Origin of the sequence: Clostridium gelidum (assembly GCF_019977655.1) — a bacterium.
Lineage (GTDB): Bacteria > Bacillota > Clostridia > Clostridiales > Clostridiaceae > Clostridium > Clostridium gelidum.
This window is the reverse complement of sequence record NZ_AP024849.1, coordinates 2,697,838-2,715,424: the sequence shown is the minus strand read 5'-3', so window position 1 is coordinate 2,715,424 and position 17,587 is coordinate 2,697,838. Positions and strand designations below refer to the sequence as shown.

The window sequence follows — 17,587 nt, the reverse complement described above, 5'->3', positions numbered from 1 at the left end:
ACAGCTATGCCATCGACACCATTCAACTTTGCTTTCTAAATATAGTTTACAAGAGATTATATATCATGTAAAATGATTATAAGTGATGATAACATTCACTTTTAGTGATTTATGTATTGAGGTGCAATATGGAAAGTAATGAATTAAGAATTTTTAGAGTCGTTGCTCAAACTGGGAGCATAACAAAAGCTGCACAGTCCCTAGGCTATGTTCAATCTAACGTTACAGCTAGAATTCAACAATTAGAATCTGAATTAAAAACACAATTGTTTTATAGGCAACGTGGTATGATTTTAACTCCAACAGGTGAAAAATTATTAGCTTATGCAGAAAAAATCATTTATTTACTAGATGAAGCTGATAAAGCTTTAAATGATTCTTGTGATCCCTCTGGAAGTTTAACCATTGGTGCTAATCACACAATATCATCTCTGCGTCTACCTAAACTCTTAGCACAATACCATAAGACTTATCCAAAAGTCGATCTATCTCTTACAACAAATGAATCAAATGAACTTATTTATAAGATAAATCATTTCCAATTAGATGGTGCTTTTGTTAAAACTCTGCCTCTTAGTGACGAAAATATTGTAAAAGAACTTGTATTTGAGGAAACTTTAGTACTTATTTCCAGTCCTCTGTATAATGATATATCAGATTTATATTCCAAGCCATTTCTAATGAACACTATAGGATGTCCTAATAGAATACAGCTTGAAAACTGGCTTAATTCGAAAGGCATTTGTAATATTCGATATATGGAATTTAATAATTTAAATTCTATCATTGAAGGTGTGATAGCTGACCTTGGTGCATCTTTCGTTCCCGAATCTGCTATTAAAGAATATGAAGAAAAAGGCTTCCTTAAATCATTCCAAATACCTGCTCAATATAACATTACAAAAAGCTTTTTTATAAGACGAAAAGATTCTTTAATGACTAGCTCACTTTCAAAGTTTATCGAAATGATTGAACTGAATACCCCATATCAAAAGCTATTGCCTAAAGATAAATAATTTTTCATAAGATTTTACTAACTAAAATAAACCCATGAAAATCCAAATTAGATTTTCGTGGGTTTCATGGTAGAGGCGAGCCTCATTGAACCCCTATCTGAAAAATATATTCTTTATTTCAATTACCCATTATTAGCCTAATTGGTATAATTATAAACTGTAAAACTATATGTATTTATTTTATATAACAGCCTCGCAACATCTTGATACCTTCGTGTATCTATTTTCTAAAAAATCCAAATCACTGACTTCCCATTTTAGACATTATGTGAATCTCAAATTCACAACTCATTCTTAACCAAATAAGATCAATCAATCTCTTATATAAATAATCTACTCTTATTATACAACATTTTTCATTAATTTCCCTGTAATTCCTTTAATAACCTTTCGCCAAATTTACACAATAATCGACTACACTTTTCTATATATTTTTCTAGTTAAAATATATACCATGATATTCACTTAACTTAAGCATCTATCTAAACAAAGAAATTATATGAATGTTTTTGCAATGAGCATTTGAAAATTTTGATACTAAAATGAATTAAGCGAGTCATACCAAATCTATGATTTGGTATGACTCGCTTACTTAGGTATAAATAAGAAAAATAGATAAACAAACTACGAATCAGATTTATACTTTGAAATATATATCCTCCATCAAAATTCCTAGAAACCAGAGCACAATATGTTGCTTATTTCGGTGAATCACCACATAAGTCTAAGTTATATTTATTTAATTCCATAATGTATAGATGCAATTCCAAAAGTCAAAGACTTATATTCCGAATTCTTAAAACCTATCTTCGAAATTTCTTGCTTTAGCTGATTTTTGTTCATAAATTCATTTACTGAATCCCTTAGATAATAATATGCCTTTTTATCTCCTGTGCCTATTGAACCTACAAATGGCAATACGTTATTAAAATACATATCATATATATTTTTTAAAATTGGTATATTAGGTTTTGATAGCTCTAAACATACTAATCTTCCACCCGGTTTTAAAACTCTATACATTTCTGATAGAGATTTGCTTTTATCAGAAATATTTCTTAAACCAAAAGCTATTGTAATACAATCAAATGTATTTTCTTCAAAAGGCAATTCTAAAATACTATCTCTAATTAACTCGAACTTATAATCTTTTAATGATTTATTAAGCCTTCTATCTCCTACATTAAGCATTTCTTGGCTAAAGTCTACACCAATAACTGTAGTATTTTTCCCTACTGCCTTACATTCGTAGTTAATCATTTGCCCTGTGCCGCAGCACAAGTCTAATACCTTTTGCTCTTCTTTAATATCACATATTTTTATTGCTTTCCTTCTCCATAGTTTATCAATATTTAAAGTTAAAATTGAATTTAACATATCATATCTCTTTGCAATAACTGAAAAAACTTTCTCAACATCTGTTATATCAGTTTCTGGCATTTATAATCACCTCCCTTTTATATGAATGGATATTTTAGGTTGTTAATTCTATCCTTGAAAAATTTCATTTGCAACATATATATTATAATGCAAAAGCCTTCAAACCGTGATATTTACTATAAATATTTATATATTTATCTATTTTTATATGTTCATATTTTCCTTTTAAACTATTTATCTATTTAAATAGTTTCCTATTTAAATAGATATCTTTAAACATATATACCTTTAAAAATTCTTTCCTATATATATACCCACAACTGAAGTTGTATTTATACTTGGGATTAAATTCAACACTTACCATACTTAAGAGCATATCCAAACAGAGAAATTGGATACATATTTGTGGAGTAGGCATTGAAAATAAGCTGTTGAAGCTTCTTAATGGAAGGTTGTTCCATTTATGCTTGTCCCAATGTATATTGGGAGCATGCATAAATGGGGGCAACCTGCCATTTAGATGCTTCCAGCGAAATTTTCACAAAATATGTATTCAATTTCGGCAGATATACGCGTTACATTAATGGGAACAAAACAAATACAGTAAAGTCCCAAAGTGCATGGGATATTATTATTGGAACAAGGCTTTTTTCTTTTTTATAAATCCAACCCCAGAATATACCACATACTAATGCTGCTACTACAAGCATAAAATTAAATGTTATTATGTGCACACCTGCATAGAGTAAAGTTGCAAATATATATCCCTTGTTTTCTCCAAATTTTTTTGTAAGATTATTTTGAATAAAACCTCTCCAATATATTTCCTCTCCAGGTCCTATTACAAATAAAAGTAATGTTCCAATTAGCAGTGAATTTCCTTGGGCTCTATTGCTATAAACTGATGCTATTTGTGCATCTTTAAAAGGAAATAAATATCCCGAAATAATATTTCCAACGTAGAAAACAAAGTACAATATTATAGCTGAAATAATTCCAATTAATATATGTCTTAATTTAATATTTCTAAATGATATTAAATTTTTTTCTGCAAGTAATGCTATTGCTACTAATAATGATATTGAGAATCCCATTTCAATCCAAAAGTTAAATGGTTTTATCACGAATATTACAAACCATAATAATGTTGCAATAATTAATGAGAATATAATGGTCTTACTCTTTCTTTCATCTTTCTCCAAAGCTTTATTACCACCTTTCTATAATATCGAAGATAAAGCATATTCAAAAAATATAGATAAAATTAATAAAATTCCAAATTGACCTTGAAGTTTACCACTTTCTTTATCAAGCTCTGCAATATTATAGCTTGAGTTTTCAGCAGTTCTTAATTTATTAATATTTTTAATAGCTGCTGGCACAGTTAATAAGCAAATTAAACTAACGAACGGAACATAGTTATAAATAATCATCATAATAAGGGAAACATACGAAAGTATAATCAAGCTTGAATATACTAATTGTGCTTTCTTATAACCTATAAATATGGATAAAGTTTTAATTCCTGCTTTCTTATCATGATTTATATCCCTAATATCATTTGCATGCAATATTGCAGTAGTAAGAAGTGCTGTTGGGATTGATATTAAAAATGATTGTATGGTAAATTCCTGCCTCTGTAAATAATACCCTCCAAGTGTCATTAGTGGTCCAAAAATTATGAAAACCATAGGTGCACCTAAACCTCTATATTTAAGCGTTAATGGTTTTCCTGTATAAAAATATCCACACACAGCACCAATAATCCCTAAAATTAAAATTGTTACGCCTCTTTCATAAGATAAAAACAAACCAATTAAACATCCTAAGATTAATAATAAAATACCACTTACATATACCTCTTTTAATGTTAGTAATCCTTCAATAATTACTCCACTAGAACCATAGGAATCTTTTGTATCCACATCATTTATAAAATCATCATGATCATTTAGCAAATTCACTGAAGCTTGCAAAAAGATTATAGCTACAATGGACAATAACAAATATGCAAAGTTGAAGCCCGGCTCATTTAATGCAAGTATTCCTCCAAGTGTAACTGGAATTACAGATGCTGTTAAAGAAAAGGGCCTTGAAGCCCTAATAAATAACTTAAATTTTTCATTTATCATTTTCTTATCACCTCTATTAATTAAATTTGCTCTATTACAATTAATTTATTCCTTATATAAAGGTACAAACATCAAGTTATTTTATTCCTTCTATTTAAGTTACAAAAAAATTAATATTATAGGTTATCTAAAACTTATTTTAGATAACCTATAAAAACTATTACATACGCATAGTCATAGGTATTGAAAATAGTATTATATTAACTACTGCAAGTAATATTAAAAGAACAGTATATACAATTGTCGTACTTATATTTTTAGATTTATAGTTATTTTTAGAAATCTTATAAGCAGTATATATTGAACCAATAGTTCCTATTCCTATTAATAAGAATTGAAACACTTGTATTGTTGGACCATCAAGAATAGCTGAAGATGTATGCTCTAGTTGAACTCCAAATAACTCTATAAATGTATAAAAAACAGATTTCCCTTCCGCTAATAAGTGGAATAAGTTATGAGCTATATGAGCTGCCATATCTAGTGGTATTAGAGCATATCCAAACTTAGTAATATTTTGAATAACTGAATCTTTATTGAACATTTTTGCAAATAGTCCAGTTATATATATCAATACCACTGGTATAGCCATAGCTATAATAAATGTTATTGTAAAAGTTACTGCATAATTTTCTGTTCCAACTGCATTTTCAAGGTATTTTAGCATTCCATCCCAAATTTCTAGCATCGTAATATTTTGAACAAATACAATTCCCATGATTACAATTGCTAAAAATGAAGCTTCTAACTTTGGTTTTCTTATAAACCATAATTCCTTAGTTGGTACACGCCATGATATTTGAATTGAATTATTAGGACAATTCTTTACACAGTTACCGCAGAAATTACATTCTGCATTATCTTCCATAGTCTTTGGAAATTCAAACATTGGACATCCTTCTGCTCTTTCAGTTCCCGTGTAGCAAGATGCTACTGTACATTTAGAACATTTATCTTTTGTTCCACGTAATTGCAGCATACCTGCCCTAGAATAATTTCCAGATAAACCTCCAAGGAAGCAAAGATATCTACACCAAGTTCTACGTTCCCAGAATGCTCCTGAGAATATTACTCCAATTGTAATAAGTAATAGTAATGTTCCAGAACCCCTTGGCGATTCAACAATACCAAAGACATGATCACTCCAAGTAATTGCTAAAAACATTGCATCTATAAGCCATACACCATATTTTCGGAGGAACTTAGGTACTGGACTTTTACTTCCTACAAATTTTTGAACTACATCACTTAAGGCTCCAAATGGACATATTGCACACCAAAATCGTCCAGTAAAGAAGAGCATTATCGGAAGAATAGGCCACCATAGCACCCATGTTCCTGCTGTACCAAAGTTGTCATGAGCTTCACTCGGACCAGTTAGAAGTTCAAATACTATAAATGTAAATACTATTCCTACAAGTAGTTGAAATATTCCTGGATACCACTTGCTTCTGATGAATTTAGAAATTAGTTTATTTTCTAATAAATTTTTTCCATTTTCCTCCTGTGATGATTTTTTTTCATCACAGGGCTTCTTATCCATTTTTGACATTAAACTGTCACCTCTATTCTTTGCTTTATTATTATTTTCTTACTTTGCTGCTTTGCTTCTTCTTGACTGCAGCTACTATGATTATTAAGGAAACTATTCCTGTAAATCCACCTACAACAACCCAGTTTGGGCCACCACTAGCTACATCAACATCAAATTGTACATTTTGTCTCTCTCCATTTACAACAATGTTAGCTGTAACAATCCACTTACCTTTGTCTGTGAAATTTATATTACCCATGTATTGACCTTTTTCACTATTTTCTAATGTTACTTCAATTGGCTTTGACTTATCCATATTCATGGTACCCATGTCAGAACTTTTATCCATTTCTGCACTTATTTTAACAGTAGCCTTTTCAATTTCCTTATCATTATTATCATGCAAAGTAATCATCACATCATTTTTACCAGTTTTCACTTTATTATCTTTATTAAAAGTCAACTCTGCCTTTATACCATTCATACTTTTTTCCGTTCCTTTTGACATGTCCATGTTGCCCATACCATCAGCAAAGGCTGCTGTTGAAAGACCTAAAGTAATAATTAAACTTAATACTGCACCTCTAATTGTTTTCTTTTTCATTTTTTATTAACTCCCTTCATCTACGACGTATAAATATTTTATTTTTTATGTTTAAATTTCTATTTTGCACTTAGCTGTTTACCCTGTTTCTTTTTCCAATATGAAATCAATAAACTATCAATACCTAATTTGTATACATTAGCTCCAGCTACCATTAAAATTATAGCTACAGTATACAAAATTGGGTTAGTACTTGTTGTACCTGCTAATAAATAATTTAAGTTCATAAATGCGCCACCAATAAGTCCTGCAATGGTGAAAGCTCCAAGTATTAAACTAATACCTACAAGAAGTTCCCCACAAGGAACTAAATAAGAAAATACCTTAGCATTTGGCATTGCAACATTTTCTACAAATCTTGCATACCACCACTGTACTGCTGGATGTTCACCAGTAGATTTAGCTAACGCACCTTTTAAAAATCCTGTTATAGCGACACCTGACTGACTACCTACCCAAGTTGGATCTTTAAGTTTTTCTATTGCTGGAACTATCCATTGATATCCTAACCACACACGTAAAACTGTCCATATAGGAACAAAATACTTATTATTAAAAATTTTCATTTAAATTATCTCCCTTACATATTTATTTTTCAAAATCTCAATTAAGCTTTTTTTGTTTTAGGCAGCGAAGATTCAAGGACATAATTTAGAAGACTTACTAGACCCTGTTTATACACTGATGGCTCCAAATTATCAATAACTTCATCAGCTTTTACAGCAAACTCTTTTGCGTTTTCAATGGTTATGTTATTTTTAATAGCATTACAATCGCCATCTAAACAATCGTCTATAATTTGATATACCATTCCAAAATTCAAACCATAGTTTTCTAAAGCTATAATATCTTCTTCTTTAGCTTCAACTAATTTTGCTCCAAGTTTGCAACAAGCACTCATGAATGCTGCAGTTTTTCCTTCTATTATATTTAGATAATCTAGCTTTGAAACCTCATTAATTTGGGCTTGTTCGATTTCTGATATACACATCTTTTCGATGACCTGTGTGATTATCTGCTCTGCGTCTCTATTTGGCAAATTTAATAATATCGAAAATGCTTTAGCATAAAAAACATCTCCAGCTAGAACCGCTATCTTTCTTCCATATATATTGTTTAATGTCTTCTGACCACGACGAATTAGATCATTGTCAATTATATCGTCATGTACTAAACTAGCACTATGAATAAGTTCAATAGCTACACATAAATTAATTAATTGTACTCTTTGATCTATAGTCATCTTAGGCCTTATAGCCTTTGCAGAAAGTATTATTAACGTAGGACGAAGATATTTTCCAGGAGATTTAAAAAAGTAATCAAATATCTCTTTTGCTGAAATCTGATTAAAGTTTTTCCCCATATCTTTTAAAATCATCTCAACTTCATAAAGCTCTTTACTTATTGCATTTTTAGCTTCTATAAAACTTAACATGACCTCACCACCTCTCCATAATTTAACCTTTAAGTAAAATTCTTTATTCAAAATAGTTTTCACTTTTATGAGTAAAGTATAGATAAAACATGTGTAGATATTATGAAGATAATTTAAAAATATTTAAAGTTTTAGTTACTTCTGAACATTTAAAGTTAATATAAAGTTAATATAAATTTAAAGGACAGTTGCAAAATGTAACAGTCCTTTTTCACAAAAGAAAAAAGCGGACTCAATAGAATCCACTTTAGATTGTACAATTTTAATAATTTTTAATATTTAAGACTCTTCAATTTCTATAACATCATACCCTGCATCTTCAATAGCTGCTTTAATTGCATCATCAGTAATATCTCCAACTTCAGCAACAGCATTCCCTTCTTCTAGATTTACTTTTATATCAGTTGATCCAATCTCATCAAGTGCCTCATAAACATGGTTTACACAATGCCCACAGCTCATACCTTCTTGTTAACAATCGCCTCTCAGCAATAATATCTAGATACATTACAAGAAACTAAAAATCCTGAATCTGCACAACAAAATATTCTAGCTGAAATATACTTTATTAACTCTTGAAAAATAATTAGCTAATTCGTCTAAAAACATTATTCTGAATGACTTTCACACACATAAGTAAGTCATTCTTTTTTTATACACACTATTATATGGCAACTTGTATAGAAAGTATTTAAATAGCACATATTATACTTATATAACTTAGGGATCTTCAAAAAATAACTAGTCAGATTTCTTAAGCATATTGAAAATTTATCATATTTATAATTCCTATAAATGAGGTGATCATAATTGCATAAAAACTTTAAAGCCAGTATATGTATATTATCAATTTTATTAAGCATTTTTTATTCTTTAACAATAAAAAATGGAATAGCACAAGCTTCTGATGTATCGCTAGATATAAGCAATATAAATCTTATTATCGATTCGTTAGATTACAATGACATTCCAAAAAATTTTCGTAAATCTTCTAATATAATAAATGTCCAGAACAATAAAAATTTAACTCTTAGTGGACTAGATACCTTAAACATTTCTGGTAGTCAACAATTTTCTGAGTTCAATTTACCTCTTGTAATAAATAGTATAGAAACTTCCTTACCTATAACAGTTATTGACTTAAGACAAGAATCCCATGGATTTATTAATGGATATCCTGTTAGCTTTGCTAATGCAAAAAATGATGCTAACATAGGTTTAACAAAGGAACAAGTTTTATTAGATGAAAATAGTAAACTTAATAATATTAAATTAAATGTACCTATCACTTTTTATAATCATGATAATATAACTATAGTTCCAACAGAAGTTAACAATGAAAATCAGCTTGTTAATTCTAAATCACTATCATATATTCGTATCCCTGTCACTGATGGTAAGATACCTACAGATGATATGGTTGATTACTTTGTTGATTTAGTAAAGTTACAACCTACAAGCATATGGTTTCATTTTCACTGTAAAGAAGGTATAGGGAGAACTACTACCTTCATGATTATGTATGATATGATTAAAAATTCAAAAGAAGTTATGGCTGATGATATTATTAAACGACAACTACTTTTAGCAAATTTTAATGAGGACGATATCAAATCTTTTTATAATGATGAAAGAGTTATTTTCTTGGAAAATTTCTATAAATACAGTAAAGAAGCTAGCAATAATTTTAATATCAAATGGAGTGATTGGAAAAAGACTCTACATACTGATAGTAGTAATTTTTTTCCTGTTACTCCTATATGTAAAAACACATCTAATTATATAAAAAACCCTATAATTCCAACTTATTTATATGTTATTTCTCAAGATATAATGAGTTCTAGTGAAAGAACAATGATAGCTACCCTTCAAGGGTTAGTTAATAGTCATTGTTCTTTTCAAATATATACACTTAATTCCATGCAACCTGATTATCAAATATGGCTAGATGATTTAAAGAATAGTTATGGAATTTTATACAAAAACATCTCAGACCCATGGGAATTATTAGATACATTTAAAAATTATGTTGATGGATATGTACTTTATAATAATGAATCCATAAAAGATCCATCAATAAATAATGCTTGTTCTCTTGCCTCCTTAAATAATTGTATTGCAGTTGATCAATCTATCGAAGATAAAGTAAAAATCCATGGTATAACAAAGATTAAAGGTGATTGTAGGAACACGGATAATAACTGGGCTTACAATAATTTATGGAATTCTGGCTTGAACCATTCCCTAATAATAGAGCTATCCCCTGATAAAGAAACAGCTTTAAGAGACTATGGAATAATGAGCAAATCCCTAGTGTTTTATGAAGATAGCATAAAGGACACATCTCTTAGAGATAAAATATTTTCATCCATGGAAAGTGACTCCACATGCTTAGGTTGGGGACCAGATGAGTTTATTAATGTAAGTACAGCTTCAAAATATGGTATAGGTATGGTTGCTGCAGATTGGTCTTATAATTTAACTACATTAAGTGCTTTTCCATCATTACCTATAACTCAAAAAGCTTCAATGAACATTCCTAAAGAAAAAAATGTTCATTATGTAACATTCATTATGTCTGATGGCGATAATCAGCAGTGGAATCTTGGAACTAACTATGGTTCTTCTAAATGGTTTGGTTCTTCTTATAGAGGTAAATTTAATTTAGGTTGGTCCTTCAGCCCATCTTTATATTATCTAGCTCCTACTGTTTTTAACTTATATTATAAAAGTGCAGCTCATGGCCCTACTAATGATTATTTTATAGTATCACCTTCTGGAAATGGTTATATATATCCAAGTAAATTTGATAAGAATAAGTTGAATACATATATTGAAACATTAAATGATTATATGAAAAAAGTAGATGAGAAATATATAGCAATTATCGATGACTCCTCTTTTCATAATGATACTCTTTGGGATAAATTCACTATTAAGCCTAATATACACGGATTATTTTATCTTGATTATCATAGACACGACAACTATCACGGTGAAATTATTTGGTCTAATAATAAACCTATAGTGTCCTGTAGAGATTTACTTTGGGATAGTCTGGAGAGCGAAGATGAGTTAGTTGAAAAGATTAATCATCGAATTGACTCAGGGCAAGTAGATCTTCATAATTCTAATAGTTACACATTTGTTTATGTTCATTCTTGGAGCAAAAGCTTGAGTAATATTGAAAAAGTTGTAAATAAGCTAAATGAAAACCCTAAAGTGAAAATAGTCACCCCAGAAACATTTATGAAATTAATAAAGAAGAATGTTACACACTAATATCATTTGATTATAAAAAAATACTGAAAAAATCGCTAAATTACTGTAAAGTAGTCGCTATGTCAAGGACAATTAAAAAAACTGACTAGAAAATGGATAAAATTTTTAATGTTCTTGTGTCATGGAGGCAATATGACACAAAAGCACTGGTATTGTATCTCCAGTAGATACGCTTTACCAGTGCTTTTATTTACTAAATAATGCGGTATTTAATTATTCATTTTACATACTATGCATGTACCAATTATACTTGTAATCCAACTATATTAGGTAATCTAATATTGGTTTATTATTAATTATCCATGGTTCTTTCTAGCAACTTATTCAGCAGACTTAGTTACCTCAACTACACCATGTGGATGTTGTGGTGGTGCATAGATAGAGTATACTTTAAGTGGTTTATTGCCTGTATTAATAACATTGTGCCAAGTACCAGCAGGTATCATGATTGCAAAGTCATCATATACGTTTGCTTGAAAGTCTAGATTATCTTTACTTTTTCCCATTTTAACAATTCCTTGTCCGTCTTCAATACGTATGAACTGATCAATTTTAGGATGAACTTCTAAACCTATGTCATCACCAACCTTGATGCTCATCAATGTAACTTGGAGATTGTTTCCTGTCCATAAACCGGTACGGTAATTATTGTTTTGCTTGGCGGCCTCATTAATATTAACTACGAAAGGTTGTGGTCCATAATCTTTCAATACAATTGGAGCATTACCCATTAATCTAGAACTATCTTCTGTTTCATCATCAACTGGAACATAATGGTCATAGGAATAAGGACACGGATAAGTTCTATAATCATTATAAATACCATCTGAGTTATAATCACAATAAGGGCATGGGTGTAATCTATGAGTATTATTCATATTGTTTCTTCCTTGTATAATATTTCAAATTTATAATATGTTTTAGTTTTTTAAAGTGTTCTTATAATCATTATAAATACAGCATTATTCAATTTTCATTTAAATTTTTCTACATGTTTTAATTGTACTTTTGTTATTATACGATATACTTCCAATAAAATAATATTTAAAGTTAACCATACTCCACCAAAAATATACCCTGCATAAACATCACTTGGATATTCAGTTTTATAAAACAGAGGGTTTAATCCTGAAAATATACAAATAAGTATAGTTGCAGTAATTATAGTAGTTTTAATCCAAGTTTTCTTTCCATGACGTAGTATTATAAATGCAATAAAACCATATGCAACAATTGACATTAATGATTGATTACTTGGAAATGTATATTGAACATTTCCTATTACTTCTAGAACAGATGGTCCTAAACGTCTAAAAATATGTCTCAATATAAATTGTAAAGCTTCTCCACCAACAATTGTTATTAACAAAAATTCAATTTCAAGAAATTTGTCTATATTTCTTCTTATAATCCATATTAATATGATTATCATTAATGGCATTAATATTTTAATAGAAGTTATTGCTCCAAACAAATCAATCAAATAAGACCATTTATTTTCAAAAATTGCTTTTATTAAATAAGATACAATAGTATCAAATTGCTCAAATTCATGAGCTAAATAATCTTGTGTCACACCAATTACAAGAGCTGAAAAACCTAACAAAGCAGCTGCCATAATAGCTATTACAACTTTTATTTTCCCAATAGAATGAAATGCAACCATAATTCTATTAATTATTTTATAAGTAAATTCTATTATCTGAGTTTTATGATATTTATAAGAATATATAATTATCATAATCAAAGCAATAATTAGACTCCCAATAATCATGTATTTTTTTATATACCCGTGAAAATTATCCCAATTTGGTCCAAGTACCTTACCTAATGAAATAAAAGTAGCTGTCCATATCAAAGCTCCTATATATGAGTTTAAAGCAAATTTTTTATAAGATATTTCTGTTATTCCTGAAAAATATCCAGTGATATGCCTGATTCCAGGAATGAAATAAGCTAATATCAATAATTTGTTACCATACGATTTAAACCATTTTGATGTTTTTTCTAACTTCTCTGGTCCAAAATGAACATATGAACCATATTTTTTAAAAAATCCTTCTCCAAGTTTAGTACCTATAAAATAAGATATTGTTATGCCGAGTATTGCCCCTGCAGTTGCAACAATAATACTAATAATCCAATTCATTTTAGATTGATAAACTAGAAAACCACAATAAGTCATCATAAGTTCTCCCGGTAAGGGAAATGCAATCAGCTCAAGCACTAATGCACTAAATATAATTATATATCCATAATTATTAACTAATTCAATTATAGACTGCAAAATATCACATCCTAATTTTGTTATACTTTATAATTATTTATGAAATTAGACTATTTATAATAAGTAGACCTTGGTATTATAACCCTCTAATACTATTATTATTTATAAATCCAAGTAATGCCTAACTTAGTTACAAACATGTCTTCAATTTTATCATATATTTTATTAATTTTATTACTTAATTTAGCATTATATATGTAACTCATAATAAATACTATTATATATGTACCAACTACATCAGCAGGCGAATGATGACCAACATATACCCTTGAGAATCCTACTATGATTGACAATATTGTTAATACTATCCCAAAAACTTTGTTATATTTGTTTATACCAAGTGCAATACTCATTGTTACTGTCGCATGATCGCTTGGAAAAGATGCATCCTCTACATGTGGGTAAAGTAAATTAACCTTATTATGAATAAATGGTCTATCAACATAATAAATACTACCAATAAAATAAGCTAATATTATATTTATAACTGTAAGTAGAAATGTATTTATAGCTACCCATCGAACTTTTTTATCTTTCTTAATTACCCCTAATATAAATACCAATGCAATCATTCCTGCAAATACATAAAGCATGTATTCAGAAAAGAATAACATAACGTTATCCAAAAAAGTATTTTTATTTTCTAAATTATTTATTAATCGAAAAATCTCCATATTCATTTGTGATTCCCTTTCTTACTTGATTTTTTTGTATTCCAATATCCTTTTGTCTTTCCAAAAATTAATTGCTATTTTTTATTTTATTATTCTCCTATATTGTTGTTATTAAACCTCAAAGTATAAGAGTTTATTGTTGAAACCTAAGCATTTTTTTACAGTATGATTGCTATTAGTAATCCAATAACCACAGCTAAATGATATTTTAATCCGACTTGACCTATAAGCCCCATACTTCTACCTTTTGTATGAATATTTTTTTCATAAGATAAAAAACTAAAAACCAATTTATAAGGAAATAATAAAATAATAGGCTAAATATGCATTAATACTAATCCAAACGTTAATACAAGTAACATTATTACATTAAAAATCCACAACTTCTCAGCATTTTTTCTACCTATGTATTACTTTCTGCCATTTATAAGCACCTCATATTCTTTTATATTACCTTACAAAAAATCAATATATATATGTTGCAATAAAGTTTCCACATATCTCTTAACCCGCATTTTACAAGCAAATTCTAAAATTATTAAGTTCTAAAGTTCTTTACGAGAATATTAGAACTTTAGAATTCTTATTTATAAAATCATTATTTAAACATATATAGATACACACACAACAGAGCTTATACTTATACTTATACTTATGCTTTGTATTATATTCAACTTTTACCATACTTAAGAGCATATCCAAACAGAGAAATTGGATACATGTTTCTGGAATAGGCATTCAAAATAAGCTGTTGAAGCTTCTTAATGGAAGGTTGTTCCATTTATTCTTGTCACAATGTATATTGGGAGCATGCATAAATGGGGGCAACCTATTTAGATGCTTCCAGCGAAATTTTCACAGTCCTATGGAATATTATGCCCCTTGAGGCGGCGGATATCCTTATAAATAAGTTACATTAATGGGAACAAAAAAATACCTACAGACTAAACACTTTTTTCATGTGTCCAGTCTATAGGTATCATTTTTTTATTAGCAAATTTAATATTTTTTCTTTAATATTTCAAATGTGTTTAATACACTTTATTTACCGTCGAATTTCATTCCACCGAGTAGTGCAGCAAACGGATTATCATTAAAGTCCTCTGCTTCCTTTTTCATTTTGTTCATATAATTATTTACTTCTCTTTTATCAACTTTTCCTTTTCCATCAAATCTCTTTTGGAATTGAGCTGATTTTTCTCTAAAGTTACAGGTGCTGCTTGCACAAACATATATCTCTCCATCTCCATGCCCTCTAATTTCTAGTTTCTTTTTACATTCAGGGCATCTTGCATTTGAGACTCTTGATACGTTCTCTCTGTGACCACATTCTCTATCTTGGCATACATTCATTACACCATTTTTCCCTTTAACTTCTAACATATACTTGCCACATTGTGGGCATTTCTTTCCAGTTAAGTTATCATGAGTATATTTATCTGTACTAAATTTAACATCTTGAACTAATGCTGTTGCATAATTTCTCATTCTTCCTATAAAATCACGAACATTTGTTTTCCCCTTACTTATATCATCAAGCTCTTTTTCCCATCTAGCAGTTAAAAGTGGTGATTTTAGATCCTTTGGTACAAGTTCCATAAGTTGTTTTCCTTTTGATGTTGGAACTAATTCCTTGCCCCTCTTTTCTATTACAAAAGAATTAAATAACTTTTCTATAATATCTGCTCTTGTTGCAACTGTTCCAAGTCCACCTGTTTCACCTAAAGTCTTAGCAGACTCTTTATCTATGGTAATATACTTTTGTGGATTTTCCATAGCTGATAAAAGAGTACCTTCAGTAAATCTTGCAGGTGGTTTAGTCTTATGATTTTTGATTTCAATATTATTAATTTTAAGTTTTGCACCTTTATTTAACTTTGGCAAGACTTGTTCTTTAAGCATTCCTTCTTCACTATTTTCTTCAAGGTCATCTACTTTGTCATAAACCATCTTCCAACCCTTAGATGTTATAACTTTACCTTTAGCTATAAAAATTTCATCTCCTATTTTTACTTTAATTCCTGTTTGAATAAATTCAAATGGTGGAAGTAAAACACTTAAAAATCTCTTTATTACTAAATCATAAACATTTCTTTCATCTGAGCTTAAAATTCCAAGGCTAACTCTTTGTTCTGTTGGAATAATTGCATGGTGATCTGTTACCTTGCTATCATCTACAAAACTTTTACTTGCGACAATGTTTCCCCTTAATATTTCAGTTGCACTTTTTGCATAATTAGCAACAGAAATTGCCTTTAACCTATCTTTTATTGTTGGAACTATATCCTTTGTTACATATCTTGAATCTGTTCTTGGATATGTCAAAATCTTATAATTTTCATAAAGTCTTTGCATTATAGATAATGTTTGTTTTGCTGAATATCCAAAAATTCTATTACAATCTCTTTGAAGTTCTGTTAAATCATAAAGAGCTGGTGCATATTGTTTTTTGTTAGTCTCTGTAATTTCAGTAACGTCTCCGTCTTTACCTCTAATTGCTCCAACTATTTTTTTTGCTAAACTCTCATCAAATGTCCTATTAGTGTTATCTTTATTAATCCATTCAATAGAGAAATCACTAGTATTACCTATGATTGTGTAATAATCCTTAGGCTTAAAATTCTTAATTTCTTCTTCTCTTTGGGCTATCATAGCCACAGTTGGAGATTGAACTCTTCCTGCTGACAATTGAGCATTATATTTGCATGTTAAAGCTCTGGTTACATTAAGTCCAATTATCCAATCTGCTTCTGCTCTTGCTTGGGCTGCTTTATATAAATTTTCATAAGCTGCACCTGGTTTTAGATTTTTAAATCCATCTAAAATCGCTTTATCAGTTTGTGAAGATATCCAAAGTCTTTTTATTGGCTTTTTAAATCCAGCCTTTTCAATTATCCATCTTGCAACTAATTCTCCTTCACGTCCTGCATCTGTTGCAATAACTAAATCACTTACATCAGGTCTTAGCATTTGCTTCTTTACTTCGTTAAATTGCTTACCTGTCTTTTGGATAACTGTAAGTTTCATTTCTTTAGGTAACATTGGAAGTGTTTCCATGCTCCATTTCTTATACTTATCTCCATAACCTTCTGGATCAAGTAATGTAACTAAATGGCCTAATGCCCAAGTTACTATATAATTAGGTCCTTCTATATAGGCACCTTTATTTTGATTGCATTTTAAAACTTTAGCTAAATCTCTACCAACACTTGGTTTTTCAGCTAATACAAGAGTTTTACTCAT

General features: G+C 29.3%; 14 protein-coding genes and 1 pseudogene. 2 read left to right on the top strand and 13 right to left on the bottom strand.

The genetic code is table 11. The features are described from left to right. The first annotated feature begins 128 nt into the window (after nt 1-128). Nucleotides 129-1,016, top strand: a complete 888-nt coding sequence (locus psyc5s11_RS12075; RefSeq protein WP_224037817.1) for a LysR family transcriptional regulator — start codon at nt 129-131, stop codon at nt 1,014-1,016. Nucleotides 1,017-1,751: 735 nt separating this feature from the next. Here the strand turns inward: psyc5s11_RS12075 and ubiE are convergent. From ubiE to psyc5s11_RS12035, 8 genes are all read right to left on the bottom strand, one after another. Then, on the bottom strand, nt 1,752-2,456 hold the full coding sequence (gene ubiE / locus psyc5s11_RS12070) for a bifunctional demethylmenaquinone methyltransferase/2-methoxy-6-polyprenyl-1,4-benzoquinol methylase UbiE (RefSeq protein WP_224037816.1): 705 nt from the start codon (nt 2,454-2,456) through the stop codon (nt 1,752-1,754). Between the two features lie 515 nt (nt 2,457-2,971). Further along, nucleotides 2,972-3,598, bottom strand: a complete 627-nt coding sequence (locus psyc5s11_RS12065) for a CPBP family intramembrane glutamic endopeptidase (protein WP_224037815.1) — start codon at nt 3,596-3,598, stop codon at nt 2,972-2,974. An 18-nt stretch (nt 3,599-3,616) separates the two neighbouring features. Then, entirely contained in the window at nt 3,617-4,528 is a 912-nt protein-coding gene (menA, locus tag psyc5s11_RS12060) for a 1,4-dihydroxy-2-naphthoate octaprenyltransferase (RefSeq protein WP_224037814.1), read from the bottom strand. Between the two features lie 160 nt (nt 4,529-4,688). Then, nucleotides 4,689-6,080: a 4Fe-4S binding protein gene (locus tag psyc5s11_RS12055; protein WP_224037813.1), complete on the bottom strand. Its 1,392-nt coding sequence runs from the start codon at nt 6,078-6,080 to the stop codon at nt 4,689-4,691. Nucleotides 6,081-6,111: 31 nt separating this feature from the next. After that, nucleotides 6,112-6,666: a FixH family protein gene (locus psyc5s11_RS12050; RefSeq protein ID WP_224037812.1), complete on the bottom strand. Its 555-nt coding sequence runs from the start codon at nt 6,664-6,666 to the stop codon at nt 6,112-6,114. A gap of 59 nt (nt 6,667-6,725) precedes the next feature. Then, nucleotides 6,726-7,232, bottom strand: coding sequence for a DoxX family membrane protein (locus psyc5s11_RS12045; RefSeq protein ID WP_224037811.1), 507 nt, complete (start codon nt 7,230-7,232; stop codon nt 6,726-6,728). Nucleotides 7,233-7,273: 41 nt separating this feature from the next. Further along, the gene (locus psyc5s11_RS12040; protein ID WP_224037810.1) at nt 7,274-8,101 is read right to left on the bottom strand and encodes a polyprenyl synthetase family protein; all 828 of its coding nucleotides are present in this window, start codon (nt 8,099-8,101) and stop codon (nt 7,274-7,276) included. A gap of 279 nt (nt 8,102-8,380) precedes the next feature. After that, entirely contained in the window at nt 8,381-8,563 is a 183-nt protein-coding gene (locus tag psyc5s11_RS12035) for a heavy-metal-associated domain-containing protein (RefSeq protein WP_224037809.1), read from the bottom strand. A 348-nt stretch (nt 8,564-8,911) separates the two neighbouring features. Between psyc5s11_RS12035 and psyc5s11_RS12030 the strand changes: the two genes are divergently transcribed. Continuing rightward, nucleotides 8,912-11,383: a GxGYxYP domain-containing protein gene (locus tag psyc5s11_RS12030; RefSeq protein ID WP_224037808.1), complete on the top strand. Its 2,472-nt coding sequence runs from the start codon at nt 8,912-8,914 to the stop codon at nt 11,381-11,383. A 320-nt stretch (nt 11,384-11,703) separates the two neighbouring features. Here the strand turns inward: psyc5s11_RS12030 and psyc5s11_RS12025 are convergent, their stop codons facing one another. The 5 genes and pseudogenes from psyc5s11_RS12025 to psyc5s11_RS12005 all read right to left on the bottom strand — a co-directional run bounded on the left by psyc5s11_RS12025 (nt 11,704) and on the right by psyc5s11_RS12005 (nt 17,587). Continuing rightward, the gene (locus psyc5s11_RS12025; RefSeq protein WP_224037807.1) at nt 11,704-12,261 is read right to left on the bottom strand and encodes a cupin domain-containing protein; all 558 of its coding nucleotides are present in this window, start codon (nt 12,259-12,261) and stop codon (nt 11,704-11,706) included. A 95-nt stretch (nt 12,262-12,356) separates the two neighbouring features. Continuing rightward, nucleotides 12,357-13,670, bottom strand: a complete 1,314-nt coding sequence (locus psyc5s11_RS12020; RefSeq protein ID WP_224037806.1) for a VTT domain-containing protein — start codon at nt 13,668-13,670, stop codon at nt 12,357-12,359. Between the two features lie 98 nt (nt 13,671-13,768). Then, nucleotides 13,769-14,350, bottom strand: coding sequence for a phosphatase PAP2 family protein (locus psyc5s11_RS12015; protein ID WP_224037805.1), 582 nt, complete (start codon nt 14,348-14,350; stop codon nt 13,769-13,771). A 152-nt stretch (nt 14,351-14,502) separates the two neighbouring features. Then, a pseudogene (locus psyc5s11_RS12010) lies at nt 14,503-14,751 on the bottom strand (prenyltransferase); the annotation flags it as partial. A gap of 634 nt (nt 14,752-15,385) precedes the next feature. Continuing rightward, a complete protein-coding gene (locus psyc5s11_RS12005; protein ID WP_224037804.1) occupies nt 15,386-17,587 on the bottom strand; it encodes a DNA topoisomerase III in 2,202 nt (733 codons plus the stop codon).

Bases quoted from the DNA above. Each gene is read 5' to 3' on its own strand.
- psyc5s11_RS12005 (WP_224037804.1), bottom strand. From the start codon at position 17,587: ATGAGTAAAACTCTTGTATTAGCTGAAAAACCAAGTGTTGGTAGAGAT.
- psyc5s11_RS12035 (WP_224037809.1), bottom strand. From the start codon at position 8,563: ATGAGCTGTGGGCATTGTGTAAACCATGTTTATGAGGCACTTGATGAG.
- psyc5s11_RS12040 (WP_224037810.1), bottom strand. From the start codon at position 8,101: ATGTTAAGTTTTATAGAAGCTAAAAATGCAATAAGTAAAGAGCTTTAT.
- psyc5s11_RS12015 (WP_224037805.1), bottom strand. From the start codon at position 14,350: ATGAATATGGAGATTTTTCGATTAATAAATAATTTAGAAAATAAAAAT.
- psyc5s11_RS12045 (WP_224037811.1), bottom strand. From the start codon at position 7,232: ATGAAAATTTTTAATAATAAGTATTTTGTTCCTATATGGACAGTTTTA.
- psyc5s11_RS12075 (WP_224037817.1), top strand. From the start codon at position 129: ATGGAAAGTAATGAATTAAGAATTTTTAGAGTCGTTGCTCAAACTGGG.
- psyc5s11_RS12050 (WP_224037812.1), bottom strand. From the start codon at position 6,666: ATGAAAAAGAAAACAATTAGAGGTGCAGTATTAAGTTTAATTATTACT.
- ubiE (WP_224037816.1), bottom strand. From the start codon at position 2,456: ATGCCAGAAACTGATATAACAGATGTTGAGAAAGTTTTTTCAGTTATT.
- psyc5s11_RS12025 (WP_224037807.1), bottom strand. From the start codon at position 12,261: ATGAATAATACTCATAGATTACACCCATGCCCTTATTGTGATTATAAC.
- psyc5s11_RS12055 (WP_224037813.1), bottom strand. From the start codon at position 6,080: ATGTCAAAAATGGATAAGAAGCCCTGTGATGAAAAAAAATCATCACAG.
- menA (WP_224037814.1), bottom strand. From the start codon at position 4,528: ATGATAAATGAAAAATTTAAGTTATTTATTAGGGCTTCAAGGCCCTTT.